Below are 14,778 nucleotides of genomic sequence, written 5' to 3'. Positions count from 1 at the left end.
AAACGTCCGGGACAGCTTCTAATGGGGCTTGCCGAACGTTTTTTCTCTGTGCGGGCAGACTTTTTTACGGCATATAGGCTTCGTGTTTTTGTGCCCGCGGCAGGGGAAGCACTTGTATCCATGGAAAGAATCAGTTATACTTAAAATAAAAAGAAAACGGATACCGGAGGTAGAGGATGGCAGAAATCAGACCGTTTTGCGCATACAGGCCGAGGAAGGGCCTGGAAGGGCGGATTGCAGCGTTACCTTATGATGTATATAACAGGGCCGAGGCAAAGGCCGAGGTGCAAAAGGAACCGCTTTCCTTCCTGTCTGTTGACAGGGCGGAGACACAGTTTGACGACAGTGTGGATGTATATGCGGACTGTGTTTACGAAAAAGCGAGGGAACTGCTTTGGAAAAGGATTGAGGAAGGATACTTTGTACAGGAGGAAAGCCCGGTTTATTACATATATGAGCTTATCATGGACGGACGATCCCAGACCGGCATTACCGCCTGCGCCAGCGTGGATGACTATCTTGGGCAGGTGATTAAAAAGCATGAGAACACCAGGGCGGATAAGGAGGTCGACAGGATACGCCATGTGGAAGCTTGCGACGCACAGACCGGACCCATTTTTCTGGCATACCGTTCCAGGCCCGTTATCAATGAAATTGTTGCAGCGTATAAGAAAGAAGAACCGCTCTATGATTTTACGGCGGAGGATGGAATTACGCACCGGGTATGGTGTATCTGGAGGGCGCAGGATGTGGATGCCATCCATGCCGCTTTTTCCGAAATCAATGAGATTTATATTGCGGACGGACATCACAGGTGTGCATCCGCAGTGAAGGTTTCCCAGATGAGAAGGCAGGCGAAGCCTGGATATACGGGGGAAGAGCCCTTTAACTTTTTCCTGTCCGTGCTTTTCCCGGATGATCAGCTGATGATTATGGATTATAACCGGGTGGTAAAAGATCTCAATGGTTACACAGAAGAGGAATTTCTTGGTAAAATCGGGGAATCCTTCGATATAGAGGAATGTGGGGAAGGCGTTTCCCACAGGCCGGAGGCCAAGGCTGTTTTCGGCATGTGCCTGGACGGGAAATGGTACCGCCTGAAGGCGAGGCCGGAGATTTGCCCGACCGATCCGGTGAAGGGGCTGGATGTATCCATCCTGCAGGACAACCTGCTGGGGCCGGTGCTGGGCCTTAAAGACCCCAAAACGGACAAACGCATTGATTTTGTAGGAGGCATCCGGGGGATGAAGGAGCTGGAACGCAGGGTGAACGAAGACTGCAGGGTGGCATTTGCCATGTATCCCACCTCCATCTCGGAGCTGTTTGCGGTAGCTGACGCGGGAAAATTGATGCCGCCCAAGTCCACATGGTTTGAACCCAAGTTAAGAAGCGGGCTTTTTATTCACAGCCTGCGTGAAAAATAGAGCGGAAAGTTGAGGGAATCTGGATGAAAGAAAAATTGTATAAGTTGATGAACTGGCCGGAGATCGAGGCGGTTATTTATTCGGAGGAGGATAATCCCCATAAGCTTCTGGGGCCGCACACCGTGGGAAGCTCCACGCTGCTTGCAACCTTTCAGCCGGGGGCATCCCAGGTTACGGCGGTAATCGGGGAAACCGGCAAAGAAGTAAAAATGGAAATGGCGGATGAGGCCGGATATTTTGCCGCCCTGATTCCGGGAAAAGGGGTAACGGATTATGTGTACCGCGTGGAATATCCGGAAGGAAAGACGGAGGAAATCATCGATCCCTACCGCTTCGGCCCCGTGATAACCAAGAAGGATACGGATCTTTTTGCGGCGGGCACTCATTATGAGGCTTATAAAATTCTGGGCGCACATAGCTGCTGTATCGACGGCGTAAAGGGCGTACATTTCGCAGTATGGGCCCCTAATGCCGTAAGGGTGAGCGTGGCAGGCGATTTCAACCGCTGGGACGGCCGGGTGCATCAGATGCGCAGACTCTGGGATTCCGGTATTTTTGAGATTTTCATCCCGGGAGATCTGGAAGGACAGAATTATAAATATGAACTGAAGGTGAAGGGAGGGCTGACCTACCTGAAAGCGGATCCCTATGCCTTTGCCCAGCAGCTTCGTCCGGAAACCGCGTCGGTTATCAGAGATATTTCAGGCTTTTCCTGGGAGGACGAGGACTGGATTGACAAGCGCGCGAAAAAAGATTACAGCAAAGAACCTGTCAGCGTTTATGAGCTTTATCTGGGCTCCTTCTGCAAGCCGGAGGACGGAAGGACCTATTGCAATTACAGAGAACTGGCTCCCAGGATCATTGAATATGTGAAGGAAATGGGCTATACCCATATCGAACTGATGCCCATTATGGAGCATCCCTTCGACGGCTCATGGGGCTATCAGGTCATCGGCTATTATGCGCCCACCTCCCGCTATGGCTCGCCGGAGGACTTCATGTTTTTCATGAATGAAATGCATAAGGCGGGGATCGGCGTAATCCTTGACTGGGTGCCCGCGCATTTCCCAAGAGATACCTATGGGCTTTCCGCTTTTGACGGCACCTGCCTGTATGAGCACCAGGATCCCAGACAGGGGGCGCATCCCCACTGGGGAACGTTGATTTATAATTATGGAAGGCCGCAGGTGCGCAATTATCTGATTGCCAATGCGCTTTTCTGGATAGAGCAGTATCATGCGGACGGCATCCGTATGGACGCGGTGGCCTCCATGCTGTACCTGGACTATGGTAAAAATGACGGGGAATGGGTGGCTAATATTTACGGAGGGAACCAGAACCTGGAAGCGATGGAATTCCTGAAGCATGTAAACAGCATGATTCACAAACGGGGAAAAGGCGCGCTGTCCATAGCGGAGGAATCTACCGCCTGGCCAAAGGTGACAGGCAGCCTGGATGAGGACGGCCTGGGCTTTGACATGAAGTGGAATATGGGCTGGATGAATGATTTCCTCAGCTATATCAGGCAGGATCCCTATTTCCGTTCCGGCTGTCATAATGAGCTTACCTTCAGCATGGTTTATGCGTACAGCGAACGCTTTATGCTGGTGCTTTCACATGATGAGGTGGTGCACGGCAAAGCTTCCATGATCGGCAAAATGCCCGGAAACAGGCAGGAGCAGTTCGAAAATCTGAAGGCCAGCTATGGCTTTATGATGTGCCATCCCGGGAAAAAGCTCCTTTTCATGGGACAGGACATCGGGGAATATGACGAATGGAACGAAGACAGAAGCGTGGAATGGGAGCTTCTTGAAAACGCGGATCATAAGGGCCTGAGCGAGTTTGTTAAAGCGTTGAATCATTTGTACTGTAAGCAGCCTGCCCTGTATAAAAAGGATACCAGCTGGGACGGCTTTGAATGGATTAACTGCATCAACGCCAACGACTGCATCCTGTCCTTTGTAAGAAAGGCGGACAAGCCGGAGGAGATGCTTCTGATTGTACTGAATTTTGCCAATGTGGAGCGGAAGAATTTCCAGGTGGGCGTCCCCTTTAACGGAAAATATAAGGAAATACTTAACTCCGACGCCAAAGCCTTCGGAGGGGAAGGCAGGGTGAATCCCAGAGTGAAGACCGCGCTGGAGGAACCCTTCGACGGAAGGGAGTATTCTATAAAAATAACACAGGCCCCCCTTGGCATCAGTATTTTTTCCTACCAGCCCTATACGAAAGAGGAGCTGAAGGAAATCGCAAAGAAAAAAGCGGAAAAGGAAAAGAAGGCAAGAGAAGCCGCCAGGAAAAAAAAGGGAGCAAAGAAAGCGGCAGCCAAAACACTGAAGGAGGAACTGGCCGAAAAGGTGTTTGAGGTGGATGAGGTCATTGCGGAAAAAGGAGAGGTGGAAAAGCCCGTGAAAGTGGTTAAAAGCCGCAGGAAGGCGGACGGGCAATGAGCTGGATTCTGCTGACTGCGGATGTGACGGAGGAGCTGGCGCTGGGGCAGAAGCTTTTAAAGGCTGCGCCCCAGTCCCTTCTGGATTTGCTCATCCGCGTGGTTTTCTGCATCGTCGCATTTCTGATTGGCTCCCGAATCATCAGTTTTATCAGAAAGCTGACAGGTAATGCGCTGAAGCGTGCCAATGCCAGCAAGGAAGCAAAGCAGTTTCTGGATTCCTCGCTGAAGGTGGGGCTGTATGCGTTCCTCATTTTCCAGATTGCCGTAAAGCTGGGCATTGACGCCACGACCATTGCCACAGTCATAGGTTCTGCCACAGTAACCATCGGACTTGCCTTCCAGGGCAGCCTGAAAAACTGTATCGGCGGTATTCTGATTATGCTCCTGCATCCCTTCCGTGTCGGGGATTACATCATTGAGGATAATCATAAAAATGAAGGTACGGTTTCTGAAATCACTATTTTTTATACAAAGCTGGCAACCATTGACAATAAAATTATCCTCCTGCCCAACGGCGCGCTGGCCGATACAAGTATTACCAATGTGACCAATGAGGATAACCGCAGGGTGGAGCTGAAGGTGGGCATTTCCTATCAGTCGGATATCCGCAAGGCCAAATCGGTGATTACCTCGCTCATTGAAACCAATGAGAAGATCCTGAAGGACAAGGAATACAGCATTTTCGTGGATGACCTGGGAGACAGCTCCGTGGTGCTGGGAATGCGGTTCTGGACGCGTACGGAGGATTTCTGGCCTGTCCGCTGGGCCATGCTGGAGGAAATCAAATACGCCTTTGATGAAAATGGGATAGGGATTCCGTTTCCTCAGATGGATGTGCATCTGGATGCAGTTAAAAAGGAAAAGGCCTGAATTTTCAGGTGGAAAGAGGCAGAGCGGCTTTGCCCTGCAGCCGTTTGCAAGAAGAATTTGATGAGGGAGTACTGATGTATGGGTATTTTTTGGAAAGCCGATTGGTCGGTTTCCTTGGCATAAAAATGGCAGGGAATGTTTGCAAACTGAATGATATTATTATCCTTCCGGAATATAGAAATAATGGGTATGGTACGGAATTGCTGGATTTTTGCAGGAAGAAGGCGGTGCAATCCGGGAAAAAGAAAATTATTTTGGGTATGATAGACGATAATATCAGGCTCAGAAACTGGTATATCAGTAATGGATTCGTTAATACCGGATACCGGAAATATGAAGGGGCGCCGTATACTGTTGGAGATATGGAATGTTTATTACAGCAGGTTACTGAAGTAAAACAATAACAAGGTTTGGTGCCATATCTCCTATTGGAATGGCGCCAAACAAAATAAGCTTAATTTGTAACAGAAGCTTTCTGTTATAAACTAAGCTTATTTCTTATGGGGCATAATACTACGTCTAATCAATTGTATAAAGCTGGAAAAGGGACTCGAACCCTCGACCTACTGATTACGAATCAGTTGCGCTACCAACTGCGCTATTCCAGCGAATTACCAACGTCATTTATTATATATGGTATTTCCTGTTTTGGCAAGAGTATTTTTTCCTTTTTTTCAACTATTTTTCACCGCCGATTTTCTGGAGCCTGTATTCAAAATGAAGTAAAATGGAAAATTTCAAGATTTACGCAGTTGCTGGCCAATATATAATTTAACACAATATATAAGAGACGCTGGTTCACTGTAACCGGGTGTTCTGTAAGGGCGGGATTTAATAAAAATAATGAAGTGTCGGGTCCCTGTTCTTATCAGTATGTAAAGGATAAGAGATATAGATAGGGTACGAAGAGATTATGTTATGCACATTCCTGACGAATATCTTAATATTTCCGAAATCTTTTCGGAATTCACTGCAGGAAGTTGACGGAATTGTCAGAAGTGAGTACTATAGAATCATACCTGTTTTTGGGACAGGTTTTAATTTGAAAGGGGAAAAAGGAGGTAAAAGATGATTAGGAAAAAAATTAAGACCCTGTCAGCACTTCTGGCAGCGGTGCTCTGTGTGGCGGCAGCGGCGCCGGCGGCCGAAGTAAATGCGGAGGAAGGGCCGGCAGGTTATGTGAGAAGCGTATATACCAATGAATGGGTTCCTGCCGCACAGGCCGCTTCCAGGCCGATCGCCATTATGATGCCCACAGATCAGGCGGCGCAGCCGTCCTACGGTATCAGCCATGCGAAGGTGCTTTATGAAGTAATGGAAGAAGGGGATATTTCCCGTCAGCTGGCAATCATTGATGATTGGCAGGGACTTTCCAGAATCGGAAATATCAGAAGCTGCCGTGCTTACTATATTCCGATTGCAACGGAATGGGATCCTATTCTGGTTCATTTCGGCGGTGTATGGTATATGAAAGACCGTATCAGCATGCCTGATATCAACAACCTTTCCGGGACCTATGAATATGGCACTGGCGGAAATGCACCCGGAGCGAATGCATTCTTCAGAAGCAACGACAGAAAAGCGCCCCATAACGCTTATATCAGCGGCAGCGGAATTACCAATGCCTGTACACAGCTGGGCTATTCCCTGGCGCTCAGGCCGCAGTATTACAGCCCCAAGCACTTTAACTTTGCAGCGGGCGTAAATACGCTTGCACAGTATGGCGCCGCAGCACAGACTGCCAACAAGATCAACCTGTCCAATGTATTCCCTTATACCAAGACCGGATTTACCTACAATGCGGCAGACGGCCTGTATTATAAGACCATCCATGGAAAGGCACATAAGGATGCGGTAAACGGGCAGCAGCTGGCATTTGCCAATGTCATCGTACAGAATTCCAAGTGGATGACTCTGGATGCGAAGGGATATCTTGCATTCTATAATTATGATACCACAGAGGACGGCTATTACTTTACCAAGGGAAAATGTATCCATATTACCTGGCAGAAGACCACGGATTACGGCCCCACCAGATATTTTGATGACGCCGGAAATGAAATCCAGCTGAACGAAGGAAAAACATACATAGCGGTTGCCCAGAAGGAAAGAAAAGTTGTTTATTCGTAAAATGGACACAGTGTCTGTCAGGCCGGAACAGTCAATGAGCCATTCTGACGGCCTGTTACAAATGTAAATATATAATTAGCAGTAAATGAAGGCTGCAGGAGACAGAGGACATGCTGATAAGAAGGCGCTCTGTCTCCTGATATGAAAAGAGGACAAAATGAGTATAAAACGCGCTCCACGTAATGTTATTATCGTATATGCGGATGATCTGGGCTTCGGAGATTTGGGCTGTTATGGAACCCATCAGATTGAGACGCCGAATCTGGATCGACTTTGTGCCGATGGCCTTAGGTTTACAGATGCGTATTCTACATCTGCAGTCTGCACGCCGGCCCGCTACAGCATTCTCACCGGACGCTATCCGTTCCGAAATGACAGGGCTCATATCCTGCCCGGTGACGCACAGTGCATCATTGAGCAGGGCGTGGATACTTTGCCTGCTATGTTTAAACGCGCGGGGTATCACACCGGTATTGTAGGCAAATGGCATTTGGGACTGAGTGACGGCAATGCGCCTATCGACTGGAATCAGGATATCAACCTGACCCCGATTGATTTAGGCTTTGATGAATCCTTTATTTTTCCGGCAACTGCAGATCGTGTACCCTGCGTTTATATAGAAGGACGCAGAGTCGTGAATCTTGAACCGGAGGATCCGATAGAGGTAACATATGATGAAGAATGTGTGTTTGATGATATCCCCACATATTATAAGAATCCGGAACTGTTGAATATGCGTTCTTCCCATGGCCATGACATGAGCATTATAGGAGGCATCGGCAGAATTGGTTACATGCGCGGCGGTAAAAAGGCGCTTTGGAGAGATGAAGATCTTGCAGAAACCTTCTTGAACAGAGTGATTAAATTTATTGATGCCACCCAGGAAAAAGAACAGCCTTTCTTCCTCTATTATGCGCTGCACCAGCCTCATGTTCCGCGTGTGCCTTCCGGGCGTTTCCGCGGTGCAACAGAACTGGGACCCCGTGGCGATGTGATTGTGGAAATGGACTGGTGTGTCGGCGAATTGTACAAAGAGCTGCAGCGGCTGGGGATTCTGGAAGATACGATGATCGTATTCTCCAGTGATAACGGTCCGGTACTGGATGACGGCTATCTGGACGGAGCTTATGAATTAAACGGCACGCATAAACCGACAGGTCCCTTACGCGGCGGTAAGTACAGCAAGTTTGACGGCGGCAGCAGAATACCTTTTATCGTAAGCTGGCCGGGATTGGAACATAAAGGCGTTACACATGCGCTGATAAGCCAGGTGGATCTGTTTGCATCCTTCGCAGATATGTTGGGTATGGAGCTGCCGGATGATGCGGCCATCGACAGTCAGGATCAGTATGCAGCGCTTGTCGGCAAGGATCCCGTCGGAAGAAAAGAGCTGTTGGTGGAAGATGTTACGTGCGGCAAAATGTTACGCAGCGGCAATTGGACCTACCTTTCCCCCAGTGAAGGTTCTCCTTATATGAAGCAGGTGCGGATCGAAACGGGCCTGTCCCATGATCCCCAGCTTTATAATATGGACTACGATATAGGGCAAAGAGAGAATGTTGCATGGGAATACAGAAGCGTTGTAACGGATATGGAAGCGCGTATCCAGAAAATAATGGAGAGCAGGAAAACCAGATAATGGTGGGAAAATTTCATACGGCCAATCCGTAATAGTTTTTTTATTGGCTTTGCGAAAAGCCGGATGCGGGAAAACTGCACATATGGCAGCAGAAGGGGCGTTCCTGGATAGAGGGATGCCCCTTTCAGCTTTTAATTACAGTTAACAGAAATTTTATGATTAACGGTCTTTTGAATAGGAAAAGACTGTGGTATAATCACAAATACGCAGCCGTAAGGTCTGCTTTCTAATATCTATCTTATCTTTTTATTCTTTGCCCGGGTAAGGGCGGATTCCCATGGTATCAATAGACATGTCTGTTCAGGATTGGCATAGAACCGGCATATTACGGAAAAAGGAAGCGGGTTTGGACGGAAAGAAGGGAAGTAATATTGAAGGAAAGCATAGAAATAAAAGAAAAGCTGTCAGAAGACAGCAAAGGCAGCTGTCGCCGTATCCGGGACCGGAAACCGGAAAGGCGCCGGGTCATTAAGGAGCCGCGCTGTAAGAATAAGGGAAAGAACATCCTGCGCGCCGAAAAAAGAAAGGGGCTTTGTATGGGCTTCGCGGCAGGACTGACGGCCGCCGCACTTTTGGGAAGGGAAATGCCGGCGGACAGGGCGCAGGCAAGGGAAACGCAGCCGGCGATTGGCGGTATGTCGGTCAGAGATGAGGATATGCGTAAGCTGTTAATCCGGACGGGCGCTGTTTATGAAGCATCCGGCTCGGTATTCGTTGAAATTCCCTGGGAATTAATCCGGGCTGAAGAAAATCTGCAGGTGGAGGTTATGGCCGGAAAGAACGGGCAGGAGGCCCGGTATCGGCTTGCCTTTTCCTGTACAGGGGAAAATCAGGACAGCCCCTGAACAAAACATAAGACAAATTGACAGGTAGAGCTAACAGGAAAGGATTGACAGGGGGAGCCTGTTTTCATATGATGGAGTTAATTGGATATATCGGGAAGGAGACCTTGAACATGGCAATAACTTATAATGAAGCCACCCAAATTTTCACCCTGCAGACAGCGGGAAGCACCTACCAGATGATGGTAGGCAGATACAACATTTTACAGCACCTTTATTATGGCGGGAAGGTGGAAGGCAGCACGATGGATTATCTGCTGTGGAGTTCGGATTCCGGGTTCTCAGGCAACCCGTATGAAGCGGGAAGCGACAGAACCTTTTCATTGGATATCCAGCCGCAGGAATATCCTTCGGCCGGCGTGGGCGATTACCGTACCTCCTGTATTGAGGTGGTGAATCCGGACGGCACAAGAGCTGCTGATTTCCGTTATGTTTCCCATGAGATTACGGCAGGGGCTTATAAGGTGACAGGAATGCCCGCAGTGTATGATGAGAACGGCGAGAGCAGCACGCTGACCATTTTGATGAAGGATGCGGCTACCGGTCTGGAGCTGGTTCTTAAATATGGTGTTTTTGAGAAGGAAGACGTGATTACCCGTGCGGCGGAGCTTCGCAATACTGCAAAAGGGACCATTTCTCTGGAAAAAATGCTGTCCGTATGCCTGGACATGGGCTTCGGGGAGTGGGAGATGATCCATTTCCACGGCAGACATGCCATGGAACGCCAGATGGAGCGCACGCCTCTCTGCCATGGCACCGTTTCCGTGGGAAGCAGGAGAGGAACCTCCAGCCACCACCATAATCCTTCACTGATACTTTGTACGCCGCAGACGACTGAGGATGCGGGAGACTGCTACGGAATGGCTTTTGTGTACAGCAGCAATTTCCTGGCAGGCGCAGAGGTGGATCAGATGGGACAGACCCGGGTGGTAATGGGAATTCATCCTGAGAATTTCTGCTTCCGCCTGGAGCCGGAAGAGACTTTTGAAACACCGCAGGTGATTATGAGCTATTCAGGCAGCGGTTTTACGCAGCTGTCCCATAATTTCCACAGAATCATCAGCGACCATATCTGCAGAGGAAAATATAAATATGCAAGACGCCCCATCCTGATTAATAACTGGGAAGCCACATATTTCGATTTTGACGAAGAGAAGATATTGAAGATCGCATCGCAGGCGGCCGACCTGGGCATAGAGATGCTGGTCCTGGATGACGGCTGGTTTGGAAAGCGAAACGATGACAACTCCGGCCTCGGCGACTGGTATGTGAACCTGGAGAAGCTGCCGGCCAACCTTTCCAGCCTTTCTGAAAAGGTCAATGCCATGGGCATGAAATTCGGCCTCTGGTTTGAGCCGGAGATGATTTCGGAGGACAGCGATCTGTACAGGGCGCATCCGGACTGGGCGCTTCAGATTCCGGGCAGAAAGCCCAACCGCAGCCGTTTCCAGCTGGTGCTGGATATGTCAAGACAGGAGGTCCGGGATTATCTGTTTGAAAGAATGTCGGACATCCTTTCCCATGCGCACATCGATTATGTGAAATGGGATATGAACCGCAGCATGTGTGACATTTACAGCGCTTCGCTGCCGAAGGAAAAACAGGGTGAGGTTTATCACCGCTGCATGCTGGGCGTATATGAACTGTTGGAAAGGCTGACGGCAGCGTTCCCGGATCTGATGATTGAAGGCTGCAGCGGCGGAGGAGGAAGGTTTGACGCAGCCATGCTGTATTATTCTCCTCAGATCTGGTGCAGCGATGATACGGATGCCATTGAGCGGCTGGATATCCAGTATGGCACCTCCTTCCTGTATCCTGTCGGCGCAGTGGGCTCCCATGTATCCGCATGCCCGAACCACCAGACAGGCAGAATTACGCCCTTTGCCACCAGAGGCGTGGTCGCCATGGCGGGCAGCTTCGGCTATGAACTGGATCTGAACACGCTTCCTGAAGAAGAAAAGGAGCAGGTAAAGAAGCAGGTTGCCGACTATAAGAAATATTATGAGCTGGTGCATCAGGGAGATTACTACCGCCTGAACGCACCCGGAGACGGAAAAGAGTTCGTAGCCTGGTCCTTCGTTTCCGCGGATAAGAAGCAGGCATTGTTTAATCTGGTGATCACCCATGTCAGGGCGAACAATAAACCGATATTTGTAAAGCTGAAAGGCCTGGATGCGTCTGCAAAATACAGGCTGGAGGACGGCCGGGTAATCAGCGGCAGCGCCCTCATGAATGCGGGAATTTCCATACCTTCCGTATCCGGAGAATTCCGTGCCATACAGTTTGAACTGAAGGCAGAGGAATAGTTAAAAAAATAAGTCCCTGCGGCAGAATACCCGGAAGGGTTAGGCAAGTGTTGTTAGGGAACCAACAAAACTACTAAATTTCTTAACAACAGACGGCTCTAAAGACACGGGTTTTCAGCAAAATACACGAAAAAGGACACTATTTTGAAATGGTGTCCTTTTTTCACGCCCATTTTTAGCTTTGCCGCCTGCGGAAAGGTGGTGGAACCCTATGCCAGAACCCGCCATGCTGGACTACTTCTACGGCGACGAAGCGGAACAGTACACATTTTACCGGATACCCAAAGTGCTGTTCACTGACCCCAGCTATCGGCGCATATCTTCCGACGCCAAAATCCTGTACGGTCTTATGCTTGACCGCATGGGGCTGTCAGTTCGGAATGGCTGGCTGGATGACTGCAATCGGGTATTCATCTACTTTACCCTGGAGGACGCTCTAGAGTATCTGTGCTGCGGCCACACCAAAGCGGTGGGTCTATTTGGAGAACTGGATAAACACGGACTGATCGAGCGCAAGAAACAGGGTCAGGGTAAACCAACCAAGATCTACGTCAAGAACTTTGTTCGGAAAGCGGAAGTCTTGACTTCCGAAAAACGGAAGTCTAAAGTTCCGCAAACTGGAAGTCAAGACTTCCGGAAAACGGCCACTAATAATACTGAGATAAATAAAACTGATTTGAATGATACTGAACCATCTATCTATCCGGCCAGAGGGCTGCTGGAAGATAGAACGCCTGCGGCGGCTGATGCGATGGATACGATGCGGTCTTACCGTCAAATCTTAAAAGAGAATATTGACTACGATATTCTGAAACAGAACCTTGGCTATAATGCCGACATACTGGATGAGATACTTGACATCATGGTAGACACGCTTTCCAGCACCAAGACCACGATACGCATTGGCGGTCAGGATTTCTACGGAGAAGTGGTCAGGAGCCGCTTACTGAAACTCAACTCAGAGCATATCAACTATGTGATTGACTGTCTGAAGGAGAACACTACGAAAGTCCGAAATATCCGGGCTTACCTTCTAACTGCTCTGTATAATGCCCCCACAACGATCAGCAGTTACTACACAGCTTTGGTCAACCATGACCTTTACGGCGGTGGGTAACTGTTTTTTATAATCACGTTTGGGCGGCTGCACCAGTCCTCTGGTCAGCCCCCTTGATTACCCAAATACAAATGAATGGCACTGTGTCAAGAACGCACACGGTGTGCGTTCATTTTATTCTTGACATGGGGCCGTTTTTTGCCACCGGCACAGCCGGAGAAAGGAACTTCCCATGAAAAAACCGTTCGCTTACATTACCGCCGTCTGGAAAGGCGGCGAATTTACCGTCATCGACCAGGCTGCGGTTTACTGCCGCAAGGTTTACGAAGCTGGGTTTACCCCCATCTGCCCGGTGATCTATCTTCCACATTTCCTGCGTGACAGTATCCCCGCTGAACACAAAGACGGCATTGATATGGCCCGTGAGCTGCTACGCCGTAGTCATGTTCTGATCGTCTGCGGGGACGAAGTTGACGAGTCGGTCAAGAACGACATCGCTGTGGCACAGCGTCTCGGCATTACTGCTACTACCCTGGACGGTATCCTTAAAATCCGCTCTCAGGGGGAAAACGAGGTAGATGTCTGATGCTGGTTTCCATTCACAGGTTGATGCGTTTCCTGCTGCATCGACTGGTGATTCCGCCTTAGTCAATCCCTTTTTCAGCATTCCTGCCAGAGAAAGGAGTGTGATGAGGTATGCAGGAAGAAGTTGAAAACAAATCCGTGGCACTGAGCATCAAAGCCACGAAGCTGACCGGCAACGTACTGAAAGCCGCACTCTTGAAAGCCCTTGCGGAAATGGAGAAAAAGCAGAAAAACCCCAAGGTCTACAAGGGCAAGCAAAGTGTGAAGCACCTTGTCCGGCAGGGTGCTGGGGTCAGCAACATCGAGATCACAGATGGCAACATCAAGTCTTTTGAGCGTGTCGCTCGTAAATACGGTATTGATTTCGCTCTCAAGAGGGATACTTCCAGCCAGCCGCCCCGGTATCTTGTCTTTTTCAAGAGTAAAGATGCTGACGCTCTGACGGCTGCTTTTCGTGAGTATTCTGGCAAGGTAGTCAAAAATCAGTCTAAGGAAAAGCCTTCGATCCGCAAGCAGCTTTCACAGTTGCAGGAGGTTGTCAAAGAGATGGCGAAATCTCTCTCCCGGAATAAACACCAGGAGGTGGACAGATGAAGAAACTGCCGAAAATCAATACTGCCAAGCTGTTAAAGGCCGCTCTGCCGTATATCTTTATCGGCCTGATTGCGACCAAGCTGGGGCAGGCTTACCGCATGGCTTCTGGTGCGGATGTGCTGGATAAGATTCTGGGGGCGTTCCTGAAAATCGGAGAAGCGTTTGCCAACCCTCTCCCCAGTATCCATCCCTTTGACCTGCTCGTAGGCACAGCCTGTGGTGTGCTGGTCTGGTTCATCGTTTATCAGAAGGCCAAGAACGCCAGGAAATACCGGCGTGGCGCTGAATACGGCACTGCCCGCTGGGGTACTGAAAAGGATATTGAGCCGTTTATCGACCCGGACTTTTCGCAGAATATTCTGCTGTCTGATTCGGAACGGTTGACACTGGGAAAGATTGCAGCCCCCGAAAAGCGCAACGTCAACCTGAATGTACTGGTCATCGGGGGAAGTGGTTCGGGAAAGACCCGCTACCATATTAAACCCAACCTGCTCCAAATGAATGCCAGCTATGTTTGCTCAGATCCGAAGGGCACCGTCATAGAGGAAGTCGGGCGTGCGCTGGTTCGTGGCGGGTATAAAATCAAGGTGCTGAACACCATTGATTTTTCCTGCTCAATGCACTATAACCCCTTCGTTTACCTTCATAGCGAAACGGACATTCTGACCCTTGTAACAGTTATCATGACCAACACCCAGGGCGAAGCCAAAGGCGGCGATGACTTCTGGCAGAAAGCGGAAGCTCTGCTTTATTGTTGTCCGGCAAATTAAATGATGTTCCATCCGGCAGATTATTTCGTGCCGATTTGGGATCTCTACAGATAGGTTAGTCATTTTAAAAGTAATTGTTTCTGCGAATTGTTTTCCTGACAGAAAAACA

12 protein-coding genes and 1 tRNA gene are annotated in these 14,778 nt (G+C 49.3%); 12 read left to right on the top strand and 1 reads right to left on the bottom strand.

Annotation, left to right across the window (positions count from 1 at the left end):
* Nucleotides 1–176: 176 nt before the first annotated feature.
* From FYJ45_RS02370 to FYJ45_RS33020, 4 genes are read left to right on the top strand one after another with little or no spacing between them, the layout of a single operon-like run.
* Nucleotides 177–1,424 carry a DUF1015 domain-containing protein gene (locus tag FYJ45_RS02370; RefSeq protein ID WP_154463312.1) on the top strand — a complete coding sequence of 416 codons (1,248 nt, stop codon included), beginning with the start codon at nt 177–179 and terminating at the stop codon, nt 1,422–1,424.
* Between the two features lie 23 nt (nt 1,425–1,447).
* Nucleotides 1,448–3,874, top strand: a complete 2,427-nt coding sequence (gene glgB / locus FYJ45_RS02365; RefSeq protein ID WP_154463311.1) for a 1,4-alpha-glucan branching protein GlgB — start codon at nt 1,448–1,450, stop codon at nt 3,872–3,874.
* Nucleotides 3,871–4,746: a mechanosensitive ion channel family protein gene (locus tag FYJ45_RS02360; RefSeq protein ID WP_154463309.1), complete on the top strand. Its 876-nt coding sequence runs from the start codon at nt 3,871–3,873 to the stop codon at nt 4,744–4,746. Before glgB ends, FYJ45_RS02360 begins: the two co-directional genes overlap by 4 nt.
* An 8-nt stretch (nt 4,747–4,754) precedes the next feature.
* The gene (locus FYJ45_RS33020; RefSeq protein ID WP_276891438.1) at nt 4,755–5,150 is read left to right on the top strand and encodes a GNAT family N-acetyltransferase; all 396 of its coding nucleotides are present in this window, start codon (nt 4,755–4,757) and stop codon (nt 5,148–5,150) included.
* A gap of 131 nt (nt 5,151–5,281) precedes the next feature.
* Here the strand turns inward: FYJ45_RS33020 and FYJ45_RS02350 are convergent.
* Nucleotides 5,282–5,354: transfer RNA gene (locus tag FYJ45_RS02350), tRNA-Thr, on the bottom strand.
* Between the two features lie 460 nt (nt 5,355–5,814).
* Between FYJ45_RS02350 and FYJ45_RS02345 the strand changes: the two genes are divergently transcribed.
* The 8 genes from FYJ45_RS02345 (at nt 5,815) to FYJ45_RS02310 (ending at nt 14,669) form a co-directional block, all read left to right on the top strand.
* A complete protein-coding gene (locus FYJ45_RS02345; protein ID WP_021635658.1) occupies nt 5,815–6,876 on the top strand; it encodes a DUF3048 domain-containing protein in 1,062 nt (353 codons plus the stop codon).
* Nucleotides 6,877–7,033: 157 nt separating this feature from the next.
* Nucleotides 7,034–8,515 (top strand): sulfatase family protein, encoded by a 1,482-nt coding sequence (locus FYJ45_RS02340; RefSeq protein ID WP_154463305.1) that lies wholly within the window; start codon nt 7,034–7,036, stop codon nt 8,513–8,515.
* Nucleotides 8,516–8,886: 371 nt separating this feature from the next.
* Nucleotides 8,887–9,360 carry a hypothetical protein gene (locus FYJ45_RS02335; RefSeq protein ID WP_154463304.1) on the top strand — a complete coding sequence of 158 codons (474 nt, stop codon included), beginning with the start codon at nt 8,887–8,889 and terminating at the stop codon, nt 9,358–9,360.
* Nucleotides 9,361–9,470: 110 nt separating this feature from the next.
* On the top strand, nt 9,471–11,663 hold the full coding sequence (locus tag FYJ45_RS02330; RefSeq protein ID WP_154463302.1) for an alpha-galactosidase: 2,193 nt from the start codon (nt 9,471–9,473) through the stop codon (nt 11,661–11,663).
* A 211-nt stretch (nt 11,664–11,874) separates the two neighbouring features.
* Entirely contained in the window at nt 11,875–12,780 is a 906-nt protein-coding gene (locus tag FYJ45_RS02325; RefSeq protein WP_154463300.1) for a DUF6017 domain-containing protein, read from the top strand.
* A 172-nt stretch (nt 12,781–12,952) separates the two neighbouring features.
* Nucleotides 12,953–13,306 (top strand): DUF7768 domain-containing protein, encoded by a 354-nt coding sequence (locus FYJ45_RS02320; protein WP_154463298.1) that lies wholly within the window; start codon nt 12,953–12,955, stop codon nt 13,304–13,306.
* Nucleotides 13,307–13,416: 110 nt separating this feature from the next.
* On the top strand, nt 13,417–13,899 hold the full coding sequence (locus FYJ45_RS02315) for a PcfB family protein (protein WP_154463297.1): 483 nt from the start codon (nt 13,417–13,419) through the stop codon (nt 13,897–13,899).
* On the top strand, nt 13,896–14,669 hold the full coding sequence (locus FYJ45_RS02310; RefSeq protein WP_154463295.1) for a type IV secretory system conjugative DNA transfer family protein: 774 nt from the start codon (nt 13,896–13,898) through the stop codon (nt 14,667–14,669). Before FYJ45_RS02315 ends, FYJ45_RS02310 begins: the two co-directional genes overlap by 4 nt.
* Nucleotides 14,670–14,778 lie beyond the last annotated feature (109 nt).

This window comes from Eisenbergiella porci, from assembly GCF_009696275.1.
In the GTDB taxonomy this organism is placed as follows: Bacteria; Bacillota; Clostridia; order Lachnospirales; family Lachnospiraceae; genus Eisenbergiella; species Eisenbergiella porci.
The sequence above is the reverse complement of the archived record's forward strand: the minus strand, read 5'-3'. Positions and strand labels throughout refer to the sequence as shown.